The organism is Enhygromyxa salina (genome assembly GCF_002994635.1).
Lineage (GTDB): Bacteria > Myxococcota_A > Polyangia > Nannocystales > Nannocystaceae > Plesiocystis > Plesiocystis salina_B.
The window spans coordinates 1-21,444 of record NZ_PVNL01000135.1 but is presented as its reverse complement, the minus strand read 5'-3'; the positions used below and the strand labels follow the sequence as shown (position 1 = coordinate 21,444).

Here is a 21,444-nt window from a genome sequence, read left to right as displayed (position 1 = left end):
GCGACACGCCACAGACAGCTCGGCGCTTCGCCGACTGCAAGCCGCCCTCGACGGGACTGACGACGCGACTCCAAACTGATCGGCGCTCTAGAGCGAGCCCCAGACCGGGGTGAGCCAGTCTTTGCGGTGCTCGACGCGGCCGTGGACGACCGCTTGAAAGTGCTCGCTCATCTGCCTGGTGATCGGTCCGATCCCGCCGTCTCCGAGCACGCGGCGGTCGACCGAGCGCACGGGCGTGACCTGTGCACCCGTTCCGCACAGGAACATCTCGTCGGCGACGTAGAGCTCGGTGCGGCCGATCGGGCGCTCGACGAAGCTGAGCCCGAGATCCTCGGTCGCGAGGGTGATCAGGGTGCGCCGCGTGATGCCATCGAGGTTGTCCTCGGTCGACGGCGGTGACACGAGCACGCCGTTGCGCACGATGAACACGTGCTCCGCGCTGCCCTCGGACACCATGCCCTGGCCGGTCAAGAAGATCGCCTCGTCGAAGCCGTTGTCGTAGGCCTCGCGCCGGGCGAGCGCACTGTTCAAGTAGCCACCGGTGGGCTTGGTGCGGGCCGGGATCGAGTTGTCTGGCGTGCGACGCCACGACGAGATGCAGACATCGATCGAGTCCTTGTCGATGTAGCGCTGCAACGGCATGCACCAGATGACGAGGCTCGCGTCCTCTTCGCGAAGCAGCGGCGCGAGCTTGGCCGTCTTGCTGATCACCATTGGGCGCACGTAGGCGTCCTCGTGCAGCTTGTTGCGCCGCAATAGGTCCAAGATCGCCGTCGAGAGCTCGTCTCGGCTGATCGGCAGGGGCAAGAACAGGATCTTCGCCGAGTTCTCCAGACGACGGACGTGGTCTTCGAGGCGGAACACGTACAGCTCTTGACCCTCGTCGGCGACGTAGGCTCGAATGCCGCCGAAACAGCCAAGGCCGTAATTGAGGGCCCGCGACCGGATGCTGACCGTCGCGTGCTCCTCGTCCACGATGTTGCCGTCGATATAGCTCAGCATGGTGACGGGCGGGAGGATACGGCAAAACCTGGAGGCATCGCCCTGCACGGGGTGCGACGCTGATCTGCGCGGGATCTGAGCACGATCCAAGCTCATGCGAAGCCGGGTTCGCGGGACGCCGAGTCTAAAACAGCTAAAACCGTCTAAAGGGTGCATAGCGAACTGTGGGTTACGCGATGCGCGCGACGTGGTGCGGCGGACGTGGTGCGGCGACGCGCTCGCTCACGTTCTGTCTCGTGGTTGACGTCGATCGCGGACGCCTCTCGTCACCCGGCTCCGAGGTTGGCGATCGCATGCACCGCAGCATGTCCTGCAGACGTAAGCTGGCAGGGGTCGAACAGAGGTGATGGTGATCTCCGCACGCGCCGCCGCCGAGCAGAACAAACCGAGCCAGCTGTCACAGTGGGAACCACGAATTTGGACTTGCAGCCGCGGCCGCTGCCGGGCGATGCTATGCGCTCCTAGACCCTGGAAGTCACATATGAAGCGCACCTCGTTCGTCTCCATCACCACCCTGTCTCTCGTTCTTGCTGTCGGCTGCGCCGACGATAATGCCACCGACATCGGTCAAGACACCGGCGAAACCGCGATCAGTGGTGACGGCGATGGCGATGGCGATGGTGACTCTGCCGAGGGCCAGACCACCGACATGGGCGACGGCGATGGCGACCCTGCCACGACTGGCGACGGCGATGGCGATCCCTCGGGTGACGGCGATGGCGATCCCTCCGGCGACGGAGACGGCGATCCCTCCGGCGACGGAGACGGCGATCCCTCCGGCGACGGAGACGGCGATCCCACCGGTGACGGCGACGGCGACACGACGGACACCGACACCAACGGCACCACCGCGACCACGGGCAACAACAACTGCGAAGCTCCGGCCGCGTACGTCGACTGTGACGGTGCCCCGGGCAACCTGACCAACAACCCGTTCCAGGCGATCGGCATCAACTGCCCCGGTGGCGACGCGACCAATTCGATTCAGGCCGCCAACGCGACGATGAACTCCGCCAACAACAACGCGTGGCGCGTGGCGACCCAGTTCGGTACCGCGAACGGCAACAACTACAACAACAAGCTGTGGGCGGCCAACAGCGCCGACTGGGTCAACCCCAACGATGAGGTGATCCCGCCGAACACCTCCACGGCGATCCTGATCCTCTCCACTGGTGTGGTCTCGCAGCCGAACAACCAGGGCGTGGTCACGGAGAACAACGGCTCGCAGGACGGCAACGGCGAGAACAACAACCTGGACGCAGGTGGGTTGCCGGCGCCGCTCTCGGCCAACCGCGGGTCCAACAACGGCATGGGTGGCACGCCGTTCATGGACTGCGACCTGGTCAACGACTGTTCCGACAGCCTGCATCAGCACTGGAACGTCAACATGTGGAACAACCCCAACGACAAGTTGTGGATGCAGATGGACCTGACGGTGCCCGCCGAGACCGAGGGTTACATCTTCGACTTCGCGTACTTCTCGTCCGAGTTCCCGACCTACTACAACACCCAGTACAACGACCTGTTCATCGCCTGGTCGACCTCGGAGAGCTACACGGGCAACATCACGTTCGTCAACGACGCCCCGCTGACGATCACCTCGCTCGAGAACGCTGGCGCGTTCCAGTACAAGAACAACGCGCCACAGCTCGCGGGCACCGGCTTCGAAGGTCACGCGGGCACGGGTTGGTTCGTCGCGCGTGGCTCGGCCACTCCCGGCGAGGTCTTCCAGTTGACCTTCTTCATCGCGGACATGGCCGACAGCATCCTGGCGACCGGCGTGCTGCTCGACAACTTCCGCTGGGAGTGCGCCGGCTGCATCCCGAGCGAGGTCAACTCCTGCGGTATCCAGCCGCAGTAGGCTGAGCGGCTCCGGCGAGCGCCCTCGCCAGCTGAGAACGGGCGGTCGACTGACCGCCCGTTTTTTAGTTGGTTGCGCCCGCGGTCAGTCCGTCGTGACGCGCGAACAGGGCGAGATCGCGAACGTCGATCAAGCCACCGCCTGGGCTGACGAGCTCGAGGCGGAGCTGGGCCCGACCCTGAGCTTCCTGGGGGTGCCAGGCGATCGGCGGGGCGATCCAGCTGCCCTTGCGCGCCGCTGGAGGCTCGATCGTGCCGAGCCGACGCCCGTCAGCGTAGACATGCAGTACGGCGTGTTCGTCGGTCGACGTGCCGGCCAGCGTGACCAGCAGATCGAGCGGTCGCGGGCGACCCTGCGGGTCCAACGGCAGATCCGTCGGCGCGAAGCTCAGCGACATGCCAGCGGGCAGCCGCATCGCAAGCCCCGTCAGCGCGGGCGTGGGGGTCGTGCCGGGTCGGTAGCGGGAGAGGCTGCGACCGGCGACCCAGGTGGTTGGCTGGATCTCGTGGCCCAGATCGTTGGCCGGGGCGATCGTGGTCAGCTCGATCTGTGTCGGGTCCAGCTCGAACACGCTGCTGCGCTCGCGGGGCAGCACATACACCCGGGCGACGCTGCCGTGGGGACAGTCGGTCAGGGCGCGGTCGGACTCGGAGAGCTTGGCGCCGAGGATCTCCACTGTCAGGGTCTCGCTGGTGGCTTCGCTGACGGTGGCGAGCGGGATCGGAGCGGGCCCGAGCGTGGCCCGAGCGTGGCCCGGCAGACCCGGCGGTGGCTCGATCGCGACCGGGACCCCGTCGATCGTGAGCGACCAGCTCGGGACCCGCGAGGACCCGCGAGGATCGACGTCGGCCGCGACGACGACCACGTGGGCCGCCTCGGCGGAGCGGGGCATGACGAGCTTCAGGGGGCGGTCTGGGGACACACACGCGCCGCCATCGTCGTGCAGCCCGCCGCGAATCGAGACGCCCGGCGCGGGGTCGTCGAGCTCGAACAGCTCGATCCGGTCGAGCGCGGCGGGATCGACCGCGACCCGCAGCAAGCCCATGCGCAGCTCGTGGCGGGCCACGCGAGTGGGCAGCTGATCAGGCACGGGGGTCAGCGCGTGGACGAACAGCTCGAGCAGCGAGGCGCGCTCGACCGTGAACGGTGCCCACAGCTGCTCATCGAGGAGCGCCACACGAACGCCGTCCTCGCGGGTGTGCTGGTGCGCGGCCTCGTTGACCAGCAAGTACACGGGCGGCGGCGCGTGACCGCGGCGCGCGGGGCCCGTGACGAGCAGCTCCCACGCGCTGATCCACGCGTCTTCGCGGGTGCGGTAGGGCAGCACCGTGACCCCGTGCGCCATGGCCAGCGCGCCGCCGACTTGGTTGTGGGTGTGACCGTTGTGCCAGCCCTCGCCGCCCGCGATCACGACCGCGTCCGCGGGCAGCCGCGCGGCCAGCCACTCGAGCGCCGTGCCGGCGGCCGCGTGCTCGCGCAGGCGCAGCTGCGGATGACGGATCAGCGGTCCCGCGACCGACCACAGCAGCGCGAGCGCGGCCGCGATCCCGAGCCCGGCTGCGATCCGCTTGCGGACCCAGCCACCAGCTGAGCCGCCCGGGCCCGCGAGCTTGCGAACCCCGAGCTCGAGCGCGGCGGTGGCCAACAGCGCGGCCGCAGGCAGCAGCTCGGGGACCAGGTAGCGGCCGTAGTAGAAGAACGTCAGGGTCGGGAGCTGGCGCGGCGCGTAGAGCAGCGCGGTGACCGGAACGATCGCCGCGATCGCCAGCAAGTAGATCTGATCCGGCCGCGGCCGCCAGCGACGGGCCACGAGGATCGCACCCGCGCCCGCGAGCACCAGCAGCGGCGCCCCCAGCAGGATCGGCGCGGCGTCGAGGCGGCTGTAGGGGCGGCCGCTCGGCGCCGCACCACGCAGCGACCACCACAGGCCAAACCCGGCGAAGCACCCGAGCGCGAGCCACCTGGGTAGCGACGCGATCAACCGGGCAGCGTCGAGCTCGCGCAGCTCGAAGTCGACGACGATCCACGCGATCGCGGCGAACACCGCCAGGGTCACGAGCGACGCCGGGCCCAGGCCGACCTCGGGGAGCTGACGCAGCAGCTCGTCATGGACATACGGGTAGCTGCTCGCGGCATGAATGATCACGCTGGCCACCAGCGCGCCGAGCATCACGTACGCCGCCCCCGCCGAGCTCCCGGATCGCGGTCGCAGCCACGCGATCGCTAGCACGACCGGCAGCACGATCAACGCGTTGCCCCGGACGAACGCGCACCAGCCCAGGCAAGCCGCGACCAACCATGCGCCCTCGGGCTCGACTCGATCGCGGATCCGCAGGGCGGCCAGCAGCGCGGCCGCCTCGAACATCGCCATCGGGTTCTCGCTCAGCGGCGTGCGTGCGGTCCAGATCGCCAACGGCGAGGCCGCGATCAGAGCCACCGCCAGCGCCGCCCAGGGACCGCGCGGCCACAGCCGTCGCGCGCAGCAGGCCAGACCCAGCAGCCACACACCGCCGATCCAGGTGAGCGCGAAGTACAGCCGCCCCGGACCGAGCGCGGCCTCGCTCACCGCCAGCAGCATCGGGTGGAGATGAAAAAACTGAGGGATGACCTCGCCGCGCTCGCGGTCACCCAGGTACGCGCCCGGCCGATACGCGCCGTCGTAGCGATCTCGCCGCCAGGGATCGTTGCTGGTCGGATACAGGCCCAACAGATCGAGCGCGCCAGCCGGGGACGCGTCGTCATCGCGCTCACCGCCAGCGGTGGCGAGCACGGGATCGACCCAGCCCAAGCTGCCCGTGCGCAGGGTCAGCTGAGCGCGTAGCACGTAGGTGCCCTGGTCACGCCCTGCCAGCGCGGCCGGGATCGTGGGTTGGCGCAGGCCGATCCCAGCCGCGACGATCGCGATCAGGATCAGCGTGTGCCCGAGCGCGGTGGTGCGCTCGACTGCAGGCGCACGATCGCGCTCGAGCGTCCACGGCCACCAACCCAGCGCCAACGCAGCGCAGACCAGGCTCAGGCTGCGAGGCCCAAACCACCCAGCCCACGCCAGCAGGATGGCAGTGACCCCCACCAACCCCGCGTGTATCACCAGCGCGAACACGATGTCATCGAGTCCGAGCTGCGCACGCCGACGTCGCCGACGAGCCACCAAGCTCAGCAGCAAGCCGATCAGCGCGGCGATCAGCACGGCGGACATCCGCGCGACAATACGCTCCTCCGACGGCGACAGACATCTTTGTCGCTCGCCGTCGCTGGCCTCGGCGCCGGTGACAGGGCACAATGCGAGCGTGCCCGAGCTCGCCGTCCGGCTCGAAGATGAAGCCCTGTTTGTCGTGCCCGGCTCGGGGGCGCTGTGGGTCTACGACTTTGGCAACAAGACCAAGGTCCTGCGCGACGCCAACGAAGGCAACTCTGGCCCGGTGTTTCAGGTCGCGCAGGCGACGGTCGGCGGCATGAAGTTGTTCTTGGTGCTCCCGACCTTCGCGGCCGCCACGCTGACGGAGCAAGATCGAATTTTCTCGATGCTCGCCGAGCACGATCCCGATCGTCCGGTCGCGCTCGTCGTCGAGCAGTCCGAGGGGCGCGTGGTGATCGTCGCGGGGGTGGCCGAGCTGGTTGCCCCGGCGGCAGCTGCGGCTGCCGTCGTGCGCACCTGCTGGGAGTGGGACGAGTCGCCGGGCTTCTCGATCGTCGTCGACCAGCGCGATCACTTCGTCACCGCCAAGCACGACGGCGAGACCTGGCAGGCGAGCGTGCACAAGGGGTAGTCGCGCTCGGCACACGCAAGGTTGAAAGCTCGGCGACCGCGCGCGAGCGCAGAACTAATTGTGTAATTGAGGTGAGCATCAGGTTACATAATGGTGCCGGGATGCAGATTTCACCGTGGCTCGCTCCCACGAAGTCCTTGACCCAGCGCCGCAAGAATGGCGCCGAGATCAGCGACCCAACCTGACCTGACCTTCGCCATGACCGAGATCATCTTCTCAAAGACCATGTTCGCGATCTCAATGCTCGCGCTGCCTCTCGCTCTAGTGGCGTGCGGCCAGGCGGCGCCGCCCGGCGACGAAGCCTCGACCGACACCTCGTCGGAGTCCACCGACACAGGCTCGGTCGAGGAGGATGACAGCTACTACCCGCTCGTCGACGGCGCGACCTGGACCTACGTGGCCTCGACCACGACCGGGCAGGTCCTGGGCATGGAGGTCGTCGAAGCCAGCGAGATCACGTGGGAGGGCGCGCCCGCGTGGGTGTTCACCGACAACCCCAACGACCTGGGCGAGTGGACGGAGAGCACGATCGTGCGGACCGGCAGCGCGGCGATGCGCGTCCACAAGGAGATCAAGGACGGGACCGGCACCACGATGATCGTGGACTACGATCCCGGGTTCATGCGCGCCGACGACAAGTGGGACACCGTCGGCTTCATCGAAGAGATCCTCTACGGTCGCAACGAGACCGACGGGGCCGGGCTCAACCCCAAGTTCGAGCCGCGCGGGCACAGCTACGAGGTGCTGGCCGTCAACGAGACCGTGACGGTGCCCGCGGGGACCTTCAACTGCATCAAGGTCGAGCGGATCCGAACCGTGGGCACCACCGCTGGTGAGCGCGTGCTGTTCTGGGATGCGCGCGGGGTCGGCAAGGTCCGCGAAGAGCGGCCCGCCGAAGGCCGCGTCGAAGAGCTGGCGAGCGTCTCGATCCCGGGAGGAGCGAGCTTTCCATGACGTCCTCTGCGCCGTCGGCTGATGTGCAGAACGACGCGCTGATCTTCGCCGATCGCGTGGAGGACAAGTACTTCTTGGACCCCGCGCACGCGCGGGCGTTCGTCGACGGCGTCACCAGGCAGATCGGCGAGCACCGGTTTCGCGGGCACAACGCCAACACCTTGCCGCGCCCGGTCCACTACGTCACGACCTTGTACTTCGACTCGCAGTCACGCGAGATCGCCCGTGCGTGCGAGCGCGGCGACGACAACGTCAAGCTGCGCGCGCGCGAGTACTACGACGAGCACCCCGACTTGACCGAGGTCGTGACCTCGCGCTCCGGGGTGATCCGTCGTGAGCCGCTGGTGTGGCTGGAGGTCAAGGCGCGGGTCGGTGTCAGCACTCGCAAGGTTCGGTTCTCGCTGCCCTCGCCCGAGGTCGGCGAGTTCTTGTCGGGGGGTGTGATCAGCGAGAAGACGCTCGCGCAGCAGCGCTCGAACTGGGGGCCCGACGCGGATCAGGTGTTCGAGCAGATCACCCAGCTCTGCACCCAGACCGAGGGGCCGCTGCGACCTGACTGCCTGGCCCACTACCGGCGTCGGGCGTGGCAGGATCCAAGCGGGAGCATGCGGGTCACCCTCGACACCCGGATCGGGTTCTATCGCCCGCCAGTCGACATGTTCAGCGGGTCGGGCGAGTACATCTCCCTCCGCAAGCTCGCCAGCGGGCCGCCGATCACCCGCCTGCCCCAGTACCTCGTCGAGCTCAAGCTGCGCGACGCCCAGCCCGACTGGCTGCGGGCGCTGATCAGCTCGACCAAGCTCGAGCCTGCGCGGGTTGGCCAGCGGACCTTCAGTAAATTCCTCGCAGCCTCGCGCGCGGTCCACCAGACATGATCAGCACCAAAGCACGCAAGAGAGCCCTGGGGTTCGTCCTCGCGCTGTTGCTCGTCGGCGTCTACGCGCTGGTGAGCTGGATCGAGGCGGAGCAGCCCGACGCGGCAGCCGACGTCCGGATCCCGATGGGCGCCAAGCCCCGGATCATCGACGTTCAACCCTCGTCGGCCCCGCCCGGCGGCACGGTCGTCGTCCACTTCGTCTCGGAGATCGAGTCCCGCGAGGAGGTGCTTGCGATCGTCGACGGTGTGAAGGTCCCGCCGCTGGACGTGCGCGGTGACGAGGTCGTGTTTCAGGTGCCCGACGTGGCCCACGGCACCGCCGATCTGCGGATCTCGCTCAATGGACGCAAGAGCCCCCCGCGGCCGCTCCCGATCGAGGCGCCCAATTATCTCAAGAGCATTCGCAACGTCGTGGGTGGGCTCGCGCTGGTCTTGCTCGGGCTGCTGACCTTGTCCCGGGCGTTCCGGCACCGAGCTGGCGCGACGCTGCGCCGTCGGGTCGGCGGCCTGACCCGATCGATGCGCAGCAGCATGACCTTCGGCGTTGCGATCGGCGGCGTCACCCAGACCTCCACGCTGGCGGCCGCGCTCGCGCTGCCCTCTGCCGAGCGCCGCTTGCTCAGCTTTTCCTCGGCCGTCACGCTGGTCCTGGCCGCGCACGTGGGCGCGGTCATGATCGGGTCGGTGCTGCCGCTCGCGGCCTCGCGCGAGGCTCCACTGGTCATCGCGGTCGGCGTGATCCTGCGGCTCACCGCGACCGACCAGCGCGCCCGCTCGACCGCCAAGATCGTGACGGGCGTGGGCCTGCTCCTGTTCGGCGCGCACATGCTCCGCTCGGGCTTCGCACCTCTCGCCGAGCAGCCCTCGGTGTTGCTGGATCTGCGCCACCTCGACGTCAGCTCGCTGACGGGCCTGGTCCTGGCCGCCACGTTCGGCGCGTTCGCGGCGTTCGTCACCCAGGGGCCCGGGGTCGTGTTCGTGTTAGTGCTCAGCGTCACCCAGGCGACGAGCTTCCTGAGCGTCGACCAGGCCCTGGCGATCTTGGTCGGCACCTCGGTCGCCTCGGCGCTGAGCACCACCTTGGTCTCGTGGCCGCTCGGCCTGACCTCTCGCCGGATCGCGCTGGCGCATGGGATCCTCGCGCTGGCGAGCGTGCTGGTCATGTGGCTCATGCTTCCGTGGCTACCGGAGCTGGTCGCCACGCTGCTGCGCAGCGACCCAGAGGAGATCGATCGCGGCAAGAAGCTGCTGCACCCCAACGTCGGGCTTCACCTCGCGGTCGGCTTCATCGTCATGCAGTGCGTCGCGACCCTGGCCGTGTTCCCGATCGTCGGCCGCCTGAGCAAGCTGCTGCGCCCCGCGTACTCACGCTCACCCACGCGCGAGCTCGGCCCGTCCTTGCAGCCGATCAGCGTGGTCTTGCTCGAGCAAAAGCGTGCGCTCGAGCAAATGAAGGTCGTGCTCGAGGGCGAGCCCGACGCCCCCGCCGTGCTCGAGCGCCACCTCGAGCGGGCCCGGGAGCTGGCCGATGCCCACCTCGCGCAGGCCAGCGCTGGCTCGACGGACACCGACACCTTGGTCTCGATCCTGTCGGTCGAGCAGTCGCTCGAGCAGGTCCGCTACACGGTCGAGCGCGCGGCCCGTCGCGGTGTGCGGCTCGAGGGGGAGGGCGGTCGCTTCATCCACGAGCTACACGCGCTGCTGCTCGCCGGTCTCGACGACGCTGTCACGCTCGTTGGCGGCGGGAGTGGGCCGGAGATCGATGATCTGCGCGCGCGGGAGATCCAGATCAACGCGACGGAGGCCGCGCTGCGCGAGTTCTTGCGCGCGCAGATCGAGGCGGGGGACGTCACTGACTCGACCAATTTGCTGCGCCTCGCGGAGCTGGCCAACGGATATGAGACGGTGGGTAATCAGCTGTATCGGTTGGGGCTCGGGCTGGTGCCGGAGGACTTCTAGTTCTAGCGCTGGAGCGGGGTTCAGGCCGGACGGGCCGATTGCGCCCGCGACGGCACGCTCTCGACCGCGTCACTCACGATCGCGACCAGCTCGTCTGGAAGGAAGGGCTTGGAAATGAAGCGTATATCGAGTCGCGCCAGCTCGGTCCCGAGGCTTGGGTCGTCGACGTACCCGGACATCACGACGATCGGTAGATCGGGGTGTTTGCTCCGGAGCTTCCGAACGAGCTCGCCGCCTCCGAGGATGGGCATGACGACGTCCGTGAGTACGCATCGGAGCCGTGAATCGTGCTGCCTTGCGAGCTCGAGCGCGACGACGCCGTTGTCGGCTTCGAGGACCTCGTAGCCGCTGTGCGTGAGCGCGGCACGTGCTACACGCCGCACTTGGGGGTCGTCTTCGACGACCAGCACGAGTCCGCCGCCCATCCGGACCGGCGTTCGGTGGGGATGCGCCGGCAATTCGGCTGGCGACTCGAACACACGCGGCAGGCGGATCTCGAACGTCGTCCCATGCCCGGGGCTCGAGTCGACGTCGATCGTTCCCCGCGCCCGCTCGACGATAGCGATGATCGTCGCGAGCCCCAGCCCCGCGCCGCGACCGACTTCCTTGGTCGTGAAGAACGGCTCGAAGATGCGGGCTTTCACAACATCGGTCATCCCGACGCCCGTGTCCGAGACCTCGAGGAGCACGTGGGTCTCGCTCGCCTTCACGCTGAGCGTGAGCTTGCCGCCGCTCGGCATCGCGTCGCGTGCATTCACGACGAGGTTGCTCAGCACTTGCTCGAGCTGGCCGGGATCGATGCGCACGCACGCGGGATCCTTGGTCGGGAGCACGACGAGCTCCACCGCCTCGCTCACGAGCCGTCGAAGCAGCTTGTGGAGGTTCACGAGGAGCGCGTTGACGTCGACGACCCGGGTCTGGATCGGCTGGCGGCGCGCGAACGAGAGGAGTTGTCGCGTGAGCTCGGCCGCACGCTCGGTCGCGTGCTGGATCTCCTCGAGGTCGTCGCGCAGGACCTCGTCGTTCGCTGCAACGCGTCGGGATGCGAGCGCCGCGAAGCCCGAGATCGCGGTCATGAGGTTGTTGAAGTCGTGCGCGACGCCGCCCGCGAGTCGACCCAGGACTTCGAGCTGCTGCGCGCGACGGAGCTCTTCTTGTTTGTTGGCGAGCTCTCGCTCTGCGCGCCGCATCCGGCGGACGATCGAGGCGAGCCAGAACACCGCCAGGCCCAGGCTCACGATCACCGCGGAGACCGCCCACACGAGCCTCGTGTGGTCCTCATAGAAGGACGTGGGGCGCCCGACGACGACGCTCCCTTCGGGGAGTCGATCCTCGGGGATGCCGAAGCGCTCGAGACCTGCGTAGTCGAAGCGCGGGAGGTACTCCGCGCTTTTGACCAACGGGATCGCATCCGCAGGCGTTCCGCTGAGCACGCGCCGCGCGATCACGGCCGCGGCGCGACCGTGATCGTGAGGATCGTTCATCGCGCCGCCAGTGATGCCTTGACCAAGCAGCATCCCGAACATGGCGTAGATGGGCACGGGGCTCACGTCAGTGAGCGGCGGGAGGTGCTCGTCGTAGGAGAAGTAGTGGCCCGCACGATCCTCGTGGATCGCGAGGAGCAGGAAGACCGTGCCCGGGTCGATGCGCGCGACACGGTCATGCAGCTCCGTCAGCGTGAAGTCGTCCCACACCTCGATGCGTAGCCCTTCGCGCTCGAAGCGAGGGATGACCTGGCGGGCGATGCGGACCATTCCCTGGCCGAGTGACGTCCGGTCAGCGAGGAGCACGACCTTCGTAGCGTTGGGGTGGAGCCGTTCGATCAACGCGAGGTTCCCCGCGACCTCGAGCCCTTCGAGGATGCCCGTCGTGTTCGGCACGGGCTCGAGCTCGGCGGCGGTGCGCGAGTTGATGCCGCAAAAGACGATCGGTACGTCCGGGAACAAAGTTGTCCGGTGCGCGAGCAGGAACTCGAGCGCGCTGTCGTCGCTGGAGATGATCACGTCCGGCGGGAACCGACGGTACTTGTGCGCGTAGGCGTCGACGAGGAGCTTCAGATACGCGTCGTCGTCGACCATCCGGCGCGCGTCCATGAACTCGATGAAGAGGTGCTCGGCGGGTAGATACGACAGCTCTTCCTGCACGCCACGCACCAGCGCGTCCGTCCAGGCGTACTGCGGATGGTAGGAGTTCAGCATCAGCACGCGCGGCGCGTCCGCGTGCGCGGCTCGTGGCTGGCACAGCCCGGCCACGCAGAGATGCACCACCAGCACGATGATTCGACGCAGGGCTTGCGAGCACGATCGTCGACGACAGCTGCGGCTTGTTCGGTGCACGGGTCGGGACCATGAGGGAGAGGGTCTCGGTCCCGAAGACTTCTTGCCAGATTTTTTCTCCCCACGCTGCGCGGCCCATGCCGGCAGGAAATGCGCCGAGAGCCTTCCAGTCGAGCCACACACGCGCCCGCGGACGCGCAGCGGCTGCAGTCGGCGTGAGGCACCTGTGGGGTCACTGACTTCCCAGGTAGGTCTGGCGCAGCTGCGCGAGCTCCTGGGTCAGGCGGTCACGCTCGACCCGCAGCCGCGCGAACCGGCGGCGTTGGACCACGCGTCGCAGGTTCTTGCGCAGCCCGAACCGATAGAGCCGGAGATCGATCAAATACCGGTGGGTGAACACGGTCAGCGGCATCAGAGCCAGCCCAACGCCGAGCGCCGCGCCGGGGCCGACCGCTCTCAACACGCTCCAGGTCAGCAGCGCAAACCACACGCCATACAGCACCATGCCCCCGAGCAGCTTGGTCAGCGCGATCCGATACGTGGTGGGGCGGCCGATCAGCAGCAGCAGGCGCACGATCAAGAACGGGAGGATCGAGGTTGCGACCCCGAGCGCCGCGAGCGGGGCCCCGAGCAGCAGCGCAACCGGGCCGAGGATCGACCGATCTTCGCGGCCGTGCCGTCGCTCGCGGCGGCCTTGCAGGGCGGTCTCGACCCCGCCGTACCCGAGGCTGCGGCGCTCGTCGAGGTAGCGGATCACGCGGGTGCGCAGGCGGGCGCAGCGGATCGGATCGTGGTCCTCGAGCCAGCGGTAGGCGTCGATCACCCGCCGGGCCAACGCGGTGCGCTCGGCCGGCGACTGACCCTCGCCGTCGAGACCCTCGGCGTCGCGGATCCCCACGATGATCGCGGTGACCTGGGCGATCAGCCGCTCGTCTTCCTCACGCTCGACGTGGACCGCGAGCGCGCGCATCGACTCCCCGACCCGCTCGGTCAGCGCCCGCACCAAGGTCGCAGGATCGGTGGCTGGATCCAGCAGCGCCGCCACGCGGATCGGCGGACCAAAGGCCACGTGGACGTCGCTGCGAAACGCCTCGCGGACCAGGTAGTTGAGCCCGACCGGGACGATGTGGACGTCGAGGGGACCCGCGCTGCGCTCGGCGTCGATCGCAATGCGGGCCACACCCGTCTTGATCGGCTCGACCCGCATGCGCGCGTGGGTCTTGCCCTCGGGGAAGATCGAGATCACGCCGCCCCCCGCCAGCACGGCGCGACAGGCCGCGAACGCGTCGTCGTTGTCGACCGCGCTGGCGGCGTGGTCGCTGCGCCGACGGATCGGCACCGCGCCGACCGAGCGCAGCAGCGCCCCAAACACCGGGACCCGAAACAACCCGTCGCGGGCGCAGAAGGTCACCGGACGCTGCTCGAACAGGCCGACGAGCAGCGGATCCACGATCGAGTTGGGGTGGGTCGAGGCCAGGATCGTTGGCACCCCGTGCTCGAGCTGCTCGAGGTGCTCGAGCCCCGTGACCTCGATGTGCCGATAGAACAGGCCCAGCGAGACGCGAGCCGACATCCGCAGTGCGCGGTACAGCGGCGTCGGTGCCGGAGCGACCACGAGCGCGACGATAGCACTCGTGCGTCAGCGCAGCGGGGCCGGGGCCAAGATCGAGATCAGCCCCTCGGGCCGGCGGATCTGCTGGGCAGTGAAGTACTCCGTGGCCTTGGCGAGCAGGGCCTCGCGTTGCTCACCTGCGACCAACGCGGCGCGACGGTAGCGAGCGGCGGCCAGGCTGGCCATCGCACCCGCGCCCGCAAACCAGGTCTCGGCCTCGGCCAGCGCCGCGGCGGCGCGGGCGGGCTTGCCGTCGAGCTGCTCGAGCGTGGCGTCGATCAGCGCCGCGTTGCCTCGCTGGTGGCTCGTGCCACCCCGCAGCTTGCGAGCGATCGAGCGCAGCTTCCACCGACGTCGAGCCGTGGGCTCGCGCAGCTGGGCGTGAAGGTTGGCGAAGCCGATCAGCGCCAGGGCCGTGCCCCGGTAGGAGGGGAGCCGCCACAGTCCGAGCCGCTGCAGCTTGGCAGGCAGCTGCTCGGCCACGGCGACCGCCTCGGTCGCTCGCTCGGTCCGAAGCAGCAGGCGGATCCACGCGAAGTCGCGCAGCACATCGGCGAGGTCGAAGTGATCGACGGAGTCATCCGCGACGAGCTGGCGCTGATAGGCGCGGGCGTCCTCGAGCACGCGCTGCGCCTCCTCGAGCTCGCCCGCGCACACCAGCGCCCACGCGAGCAGCCCGGCGCTGGCGCGGACCCCCTTCACGTCGCCGACGTCGACCGCGACCTTCATGGCCCGCCGCGTCAGGGTGATCGACGAGCGGTAGTCGCCGGCTTCGATGCTGGTCCAGCTCAGCAAGTCGATCGCCATGCGTCGCTCCCACTGTAGGTCGGAGCACGCGCCGATCTTGGGCAGCGCCTGCTCGACGCGCGCGACCGCGAGCCCCCAGTTGTCAGCGAAGGCCTCGACCGAGGCGCTGGACAGCTCCAACATCAGGCCGTTGACGACGTGCTCGCCGCTGAGCTGGCGGGCGACGGTCAGCAGCTCGCGGCCGCGCTCGGGATCACCGAGCGAACTCGACACGATCGCGTCCATGCCCAGCGCGCGAGCGAACAGGAGTGGGTCGCCCAGCTCGCCCGCGAGCCGTCGCCAGCGACACAAGAAGTACAGCGAGATCAGCCCCTGGTGCGCGACCAGGCTCTCGGACACGGTCGCGCAGATCCCAGCTTGGGCGCGGAGCAACGCTCGCTCGCCGCTGCGCTCGGGCTCGGGAACGCCGAGCTCCCCGCGGGTGAGGAAATTATCTAGATCCCGGGCCAGGCCGCGCCGGTAGAACAACGCGGCGCCATGCAGCTGCGCGCCGCGAGTGGGGTACGTCAACCCGACCGAGCGCAGCACCGTCGCAACCTCGTCCAGCCCCTCGCGCAGGCGCCCCGCCTTGAGCAGGTACTCCACGGCCTTGGCCCGCAGCGCGTGGGCGTCCAGGGCTGGTTGCGTGCGCGCCTGGGCCAGTAGCAGGTGGGCCGCCTCGACCAGGCGACCCGAGTTCGCGCAGGCCTCGGCCATGCTGCGCTCGAGCCCAGCGCGGCGCTCGGGGTCGGCGTGGGTGGGGAGCCAGTCGAGGCAGCGCTGATACCAGGTCACCGCGCGGCTGAACGCGAGCGTGCCCATGGCCTGGCGGGCCGCTCGCTCGGCGTAGGTCAGCGCGAGCAGTGGCTGGCCGCTGCGCTCGAAGTGCTCGGCGATGAGCTCCGCGTCGGTGTCGTGCTCGGCCAGCGCGACCGCCAGGCGCAGGTGCAGCAGCGGCAGCGTCTCGCTGGCGAACTCGCCGAGCACCGCCTCGCGAATGCGGTCGTGGGTGACCTCGATCAGCTCGTCGTCGAGCTCGGGCAGCCACACCAACTCCGCGTCGATCAGGGCCTCGAGATCGTCGCTGCTGGCTCCGGCCGCGAGGATCACCGCCCGCGCGATCGGACCGTTGGCGAGCGCGATGAAGGCCAGCGCCTGGCGCAAGCTGGGCTCGAGGGCCTCGACGCGGCCCGCGATCAACACGTCGAGATCCAGCTCCGCGTCGAGCTCGAGATCCTGGCTGCGGATCAGCTCGCACAGGTGCAGCGGGTTGCCGCCGCTGTCGCGGACCAGGGCCTTGGCCCGCGCGATCAGCCGACTGTCGCGGCCATCATCCCCAAAGCTGGGCAGCACCAGCTCGCGGGCCTCCGACCAGGTCAGCCCGCCCAGCTCGAGCTCACGCACGTCGACGCGCCGACCCTGGCTCAGGGCCCGCAGCTCCGCCGCGGCCTCGCAGGGCTGGGGCGGCTCCCGAAACGCGACGACCAGCAACAGCGGCGGTCCACCTGGATCGTCGAGCACCAGCCGCAGCAGGCGCGCGCTGTCGGTGTCGGCCCAGTGGAAGTCGTCGAGCATCACGACGGTGGGGCGCTCGACGGCGATGCCCCGCAGGAGCTCACGCAGGCTCGCCAGCGCCAGCCCCCGCTGCTCGGCCGGCCCGACGCTGCGGCTCGGCTCGAGCGGCGCAGGCCAGATGCCCTCGAGCACCGGGAACAGGCGGATCAGCGACCCAACGTGGGTCGGCATCAACCCGGCGCGCTCGCGCTCGGACAGCTGGCGAAGGTGCCGCGACAGCGCGTCGACGACCGTGTCCAGCCCCTTGTAGGCGATCGACTCACGCTCGAAGCAGCGGCCGCGCAGCACCAAGGTGGACTCGGAATCGAGCTGCGAAGCCCAGCGCTGCAGCAGCGCCGACTTACCTTGACCGCTCGGCCCCCGCAGCATCATTGCGACCGAGTGGGCCTGGCCAGGGACCTGGCCGCGGACCACCGCGAGCGCCCGGTCGAGCTGCGCGAGCTCGCTGAGGCGACCGACGAACCGCTCCGCGCGACCGAGCGTGCGCGGTGCGTTGTCGAGGCAGGCGAGCGCATCGCTGGCGCTGGGTCGCTGGCTGGGATCTCGAGCCAGCATCCCGCGACACAGCTCGAGCAGATCTTTGTCGGCCCGCGGGACCCGAACCAGCGGATCGGGGGCGGACTCGTCGATCTTGGCGAGCAAGACCTGCTGTGGGCGACCCATGAACGGCCGCACCCCGCACAGACACTCATACAGGATCACCCCGACGGCGTAGAGATCCGCGGCTGGACCGGCCTGGCCAAGCTGAGCCTGCTCAGGGGCCATGTACGCCGGCGTCCCGACCACGATGTCGTCGCCGGCCGCGTCCGCGTGCACGACCAAGCTGCTGTGCTCGAGCGGGCTTGGATGGTGGGGCGCGTCGTGTTCGACCGGGCCCGCTTGACCAAACAGGCCGCAGACCAGACCAAAGTCGAGCACGGCCACCCGCCCGTCGTTGGCGACGAGCACGTTCGAGGGCTTGAGATCCCGGTGCACGTAGCCGCGCAGGTGCAGGTGCTCGAGCGCCTCGAGCAGCTGTCGAAGCGTGCGGCGCAGGCGAATTTGATTGGGCAATTGGCCCCGAGGCGTTCGCCCGCGCACGTACTCGACGAACGGCACCCCGTCGATCAGCTCCATCGTGAAGAACGGCTCGCCCTCGGGCGGTACGACCAGCTCCTCGAGCTTGACCAGGTTGTGGTGCTCGACGTCCGCGAGCACTCGGAACTCCTGCTTGAGCCGCAGCAGGGCCGTGCTGCTGGACCGGTGCAGCAGCTTCAAGGCCACCCGCGCGCCGGTCTCGAGCGAGCGCGCCGCGAACACCTGGCCCATGCCGCCAGCGCCCACGAGCCGCTCGAGTTCATAGTTGCCGAGCACCACCGGCTCGTGGTCCGGGCCCCCAGCGTGGTTCAGCCTGGCGTGCTTGGCCCGGGCGACCCGATCTGCGATCGCCAGCGAGGACTGGCTCGCCGGGGATTGAGACTCATGCCAGGTGTGATCAATCACGGTCGCGCTTCGGCGGCGACGCGCAGCCGTCGACGCGTCAGTCAGAGCCCGGTGATCATCCAACGGTGCCAACTCGAATGAATCCTAGCAGGAGATCAGAATGAGCGAACCTGGTCCTGAGACCAACTACAGCGAAAATTTGCGGGTTCGCTGGCGCATATTCGTGATATTGCGCGACCATGAGGCAATTTGCCCGGGCGAAAGGCCATACTTTCAGTCTTTGACATGATCGTGAGGCGAGCTCCACTACGCCCCTGTACGTGTCCCAGATGGGTGCTCACGGCTCATCGAACTTTAGCGGCCCCGACATGTGCATGATGGGATACGTACCATTGAATGACAGAAGACGGTCAGGTGTGCCAATGGACAATGTATGTACTGTCGATCATGGCCATTCGGCCAATACCCCTATGAATTTCAGTTCCCACGGGCGACCACGAAACAAACCGAGGTCGTCGCGCTGCCACCGATGTTCAGCGTCGCTGCCCGGCTCGCGCCGTCAACCTGGCAGGCTTCGGCCCGCCCGCTGACCTGCCGGGTCGCGTCCAGGACCATACGCACGCCGGTCGCCCCGACCGGGTGCCCGAGCCCGATCAGCCCACCCGAGGGGTTGAACGGGCACGCGCCCCCGAACGCAATGGTGCCCGCTTCGATCGCCCGGAAGCTCTGGCCCGGAGGCGTGAGCCCGAAGTGATCGATCGCCATATAGAACGTGCTGGTGAAGCAGTCGTGGGTCTCGACCAGATCCAGCCCTCGCCACGAGTCCAGCCCGGCCTCGGTGAGCGCGTCCTGAATGCAGCGGTGGACCTGCGGGAACACGTGGGGTTGATCCTCGCTGTCGGCGAGCTTGCCCGCGAACGAGATCCTGGCGGTGCGATGGCCGACCCCCTCGATGCGGGGGAGATCAGCGAGCGTGAGCCCCTGCGCGGCCGCCCAGCTGCGAGCGTAGGCCTCGGTGGCGAGCACCAGCGAGGCCGCGCCGTCGGTGATCTGCGAGCAATCGTGACGCCGAACCTGGCCCGCGATCACCGGGTTGATCGCGTCGTCTTCGCTGAAGCTCGCGGGGCTGAGCTCCCACCCGCGGGTCTGGGCCTTGGGGTTGCGCTTGGCGTTGGCGAACGCCTGCTGGGCCAGCGCGACGAGGTGGGCGCGGTCGAGCCCGTAGCGCCGCGCGTAGGTCTGGGCGAGATCCGAGAACAGCTGCGGCCACAAGAACGCGACGCCCTCGGTCTCAGCGGGGGCCCAGGCCGCGGGCGCGAGGTGCTGGGCGGCGAGCCGGCCAGGTACGTTGCGCATCAGCTCGACGCCCACGACCAGCGCGACCTCGTGGAGGCCCGCCAGCAGCTCGGCGCGCGCGGCCATGATCGCCACGCTGCCCGAGGCACACGCCGCCTCGTGCCGCGCCGACGGCTTGCCCTCGAGTGCGCGGCAGGCCTCGACCACCAGCCCGCCGAGGTGGCCCTGATCCGCGAACCGCTCGGCCGCGAAGTTGCCCACGTGGATCGAGCCGACCTCCGTCGCGGACACGCGGGCGTCGCTCAGCCCCTCGCGGACGGCCTCGTCGATCAGATCGATCAAGCCCAGCTGCTCGCGGGTCCAGTGCCGCGCAAAGTCGGTCTGGTGACCGCCAAGGATGAACACGGGACGGCTCATGACACGGCTTTACCTCATGACGGGGCGACTCACGAGCTGCACGAGAGCATCGAGCAGCCGGCCCGGTGCTTGGCCCAGTCGGGGCGCTTGGCCGCGTGCTGCTCGTAGGCGGGCTGCTCCGCGTAGGGGCGGCGCATCACATCGAGCAGCTCGTTGATCAGCGAGGGATCGCCGGCCTCGGCCTTGTCGATCGCGAGCTGGGCGAGGTAGTTGCGAAGCACGTACTTGGGGTTGGCCGCGTGCATGCGAGCGCGGCGGTGGTCGGGCGCGGCCCCCTCGTTGCGGACCCGCGCGCCGAGCTGGCGCAGCCACGCCACGGTCAGCGAGCGCGTCGCCGGCTGCAGCGTGCTGGGGTCCGCCTCGTAGTACGCCGCCCACAGCGGCGCGAGCAGCTCGTCGTCGCTGGCGTCGGCCTGTACGGGCACGTCGGCGAGCGCGCGATAGAAGATCGTCATGTCGGTTGGCGTGCTCGCCAGGACCCGCATGCTCTGGTTGGCCAGGCTCACGCCGCTGCTTGGATCCTCGGGATCTTCGTCATCCGCGAACGGCTCGAGCCCCAGCTTGGCCGCGAAGCTCGTCAGCGTGTGCTCACCAAGCGTCTCGGAGAACGCTCGCATCCCGTCCTCGAACGGCTCGGTGCTGCCCACGAGCGGGTGCAGGGCCGTGGCGAACTTGACCAGGTTCCACATCGCAATGCGGGGTTGGTTGCCAAACCGATAGCGCCGGCCCGACGCGTCGGTCGTGTTCGGGGTCCAGTCCGGGTCGTAGTCGTCGATCCAGCCGTAGGGTCCGTAGTCGATCGTCAGCCCCAGGATCGACATGTTGTCGGTGTTCATGACCCCGTGTACGAACCCGACCCGCATCCACTCGGCGACCATCTTGGCGGTGCGCTGGCAGACCTCGGTGAACCACGCCGCGTAGGTGGCCGCGGTGATCGACCCGCCGGTCTGGTCGAGCAGCTCCGGGAAGTGGGTTGTGATCGCGTAGTCGGCCAGCTGGTTCAGGATCGCGTGCTCGCCCCGGGCCATCGGCAGCTCGAAGTTGCCGAAGCGCAGGAACGACGGCGCGACCCGACACACGATCGCCCCGGGCTCGGGCTTGGCGTTGCCGTCGTAGAACATGTCGCGCATGACCGAGTCACCGGTCCCGACCAGCGAGAGCGCGCGCGTGGTCGGGACGCCGAGGTGGTGCATGGCTTCGCTGCACAGGAACTCTCGGACGGAGGATCGCAGGACCGCGCGGCCGTCTCCGCGGCGCGAGTACGGGGTTGGGCCGGCGCCCTTGAGCTGGAGTTCCCAGCGTTGGTTGGTGGGCGTGAGGACTTCGCCCAGCGTGATCGCTCGTCCGTCGCCTAGCTGATCGGCCCAGTTGCCGAACTGGTGGCCGCCGTAGCAGGCTGCGTAGGGATCCATGTTTGGTAGGAGCTGGTTGCCCGAGAGGATCTGCGCGAGCTCGGGGGTGGTCTGGGGATCTTCGGGGAGGCCGATGAGGCGGGCGACCTCGGGGGACCATGCGAGGAGGCGGGGCGCGGCGACCGGGGTTGGGTGCACGCGCGAGTAGCATGCGTTGTGGACGGCTCGACGGAAGTTGTCGGGCTCGGGATCGGCGGGGAGCTCGCGGGTGAACGAGTTGTCGAAGGG

Annotated in this window: 12 protein-coding genes; 5 read left to right on the top strand and 7 right to left on the bottom strand. The window is 68.9% G+C overall.

From position 1 onward, the window contains the following. Positions 1 to 87: 87 nt before the first annotated feature. The gene (locus ENSA7_RS34325) at positions 88 to 1,002 is read right to left on the bottom strand and encodes a branched-chain amino acid transaminase (protein ID WP_181234391.1); all 915 of its coding nucleotides are present in this window, start codon (positions 1,000 to 1,002) and stop codon (positions 88 to 90) included. Positions 1,003 to 1,483: 481 nt separating this feature from the next. On the opposite strand from ENSA7_RS34325, the gene ENSA7_RS44510 reads away from it, so the two are divergent. Then, a complete protein-coding gene (locus tag ENSA7_RS44510; protein ID WP_181234390.1) occupies positions 1,484 to 2,863 on the top strand; it encodes a choice-of-anchor L domain-containing protein in 1,380 nt (459 codons plus the stop codon). Positions 2,864 to 2,927: 64 nt separating this feature from the next. On the opposite strand, the gene ENSA7_RS34310 is transcribed toward ENSA7_RS44510, so the two are convergent. Then, positions 2,928 to 6,059: a hypothetical protein gene (locus tag ENSA7_RS34310; RefSeq protein WP_106093635.1), complete on the bottom strand. Its 3,132-nt coding sequence runs from the start codon at positions 6,057 to 6,059 to the stop codon at positions 2,928 to 2,930. Between the two features lie 91 nt (positions 6,060 to 6,150). Here ENSA7_RS34310 and ENSA7_RS34305 point away from each other — a divergent pair, with 91 nt between their 5' ends. The 4 genes from ENSA7_RS34305 (at position 6,151) to ENSA7_RS34290 (ending at position 10,420) form a co-directional block, all read left to right on the top strand. Further along, positions 6,151 to 6,630, top strand: coding sequence for a hypothetical protein (locus tag ENSA7_RS34305; protein WP_106093634.1), 480 nt, complete (start codon positions 6,151 to 6,153; stop codon positions 6,628 to 6,630). 198 nt (positions 6,631 to 6,828) lie between these two features. Further along, the gene (locus ENSA7_RS34300; protein ID WP_106093633.1) at positions 6,829 to 7,584 is read left to right on the top strand and encodes a TapB family protein; all 756 of its coding nucleotides are present in this window, start codon (positions 6,829 to 6,831) and stop codon (positions 7,582 to 7,584) included. After that, entirely contained in the window at positions 7,581 to 8,459 is an 879-nt protein-coding gene (locus tag ENSA7_RS34295) for a VTC domain-containing protein (protein ID WP_106093632.1), read from the top strand. The genes ENSA7_RS34300 and ENSA7_RS34295 overlap by 4 nt, the downstream gene beginning before the upstream one ends. Then, positions 8,456 to 10,420, top strand: coding sequence for a Na/Pi cotransporter family protein (locus ENSA7_RS34290; protein ID WP_106093631.1), 1,965 nt, complete (start codon positions 8,456 to 8,458; stop codon positions 10,418 to 10,420). The genes ENSA7_RS34295 and ENSA7_RS34290 overlap by 4 nt, the downstream gene beginning before the upstream one ends. Positions 10,421 to 10,440: 20 nt before the next feature. On the opposite strand, the gene ENSA7_RS34285 is transcribed toward ENSA7_RS34290, so the two are convergent. The 5 genes from ENSA7_RS34285 to ENSA7_RS34265 form a co-directional block, all read right to left on the bottom strand. Beyond that, the gene (locus tag ENSA7_RS34285) at positions 10,441 to 12,693 is read right to left on the bottom strand and encodes an ATP-binding protein (RefSeq protein ID WP_106093630.1); all 2,253 of its coding nucleotides are present in this window, start codon (positions 12,691 to 12,693) and stop codon (positions 10,441 to 10,443) included. 235 nt (positions 12,694 to 12,928) lie between these two features. Then, complete coding sequence (locus ENSA7_RS34280; protein ID WP_146158471.1) at positions 12,929 to 14,311, bottom strand: lysophospholipid acyltransferase family protein; 1,383 nt, start codon at positions 14,309 to 14,311, stop codon at positions 12,929 to 12,931. A gap of 24 nt (positions 14,312 to 14,335) precedes the next feature. After that, positions 14,336 to 18,151: a serine/threonine-protein kinase gene (locus ENSA7_RS34275; protein WP_146158470.1), complete on the bottom strand. Its 3,816-nt coding sequence runs from the start codon at positions 18,149 to 18,151 to the stop codon at positions 14,336 to 14,338. Between the two features lie 417 nt (positions 18,152 to 18,568). Next, on the bottom strand, positions 18,569 to 19,804 hold the full coding sequence (locus ENSA7_RS34270; RefSeq protein ID WP_106093627.1) for an acetyl-CoA acetyltransferase: 1,236 nt from the start codon (positions 19,802 to 19,804) through the stop codon (positions 18,569 to 18,571). 29 nt (positions 19,805 to 19,833) lie between these two features. Beyond that, positions 19,834 to 21,444, bottom strand: a 1,611-nt coding sequence (locus ENSA7_RS34265; RefSeq protein WP_244924007.1) for a protein adenylyltransferase SelO, incomplete at its 5' end; no start/stop codon positions are given.

Coding starts and splice junctions, on each gene's coding strand:
- ENSA7_RS34325 (WP_181234391.1), bottom strand. CDS start 1,002: ATGCTGAGCTATATCGACGGCAACATCGTGGACGAGGAGCACGCGACG.
- ENSA7_RS44510 (WP_181234390.1), top strand. CDS start 1,484: ATGAAGCGCACCTCGTTCGTCTCCATCACCACCCTGTCTCTCGTTCTT.
- ENSA7_RS34290 (WP_106093631.1), top strand. CDS start 8,456: ATGATCAGCACCAAAGCACGCAAGAGAGCCCTGGGGTTCGTCCTCGCG.
- ENSA7_RS34310 (WP_106093635.1), bottom strand. CDS start 6,059: ATGTCCGCCGTGCTGATCGCCGCGCTGATCGGCTTGCTGCTGAGCTTG.
- ENSA7_RS34270 (WP_106093627.1), bottom strand. CDS start 19,804: ATGAGCCGTCCCGTGTTCATCCTTGGCGGTCACCAGACCGACTTTGCG.
- ENSA7_RS34300 (WP_106093633.1), top strand. CDS start 6,829: ATGACCGAGATCATCTTCTCAAAGACCATGTTCGCGATCTCAATGCTC.
- ENSA7_RS34295 (WP_106093632.1), top strand. CDS start 7,581: ATGACGTCCTCTGCGCCGTCGGCTGATGTGCAGAACGACGCGCTGATC.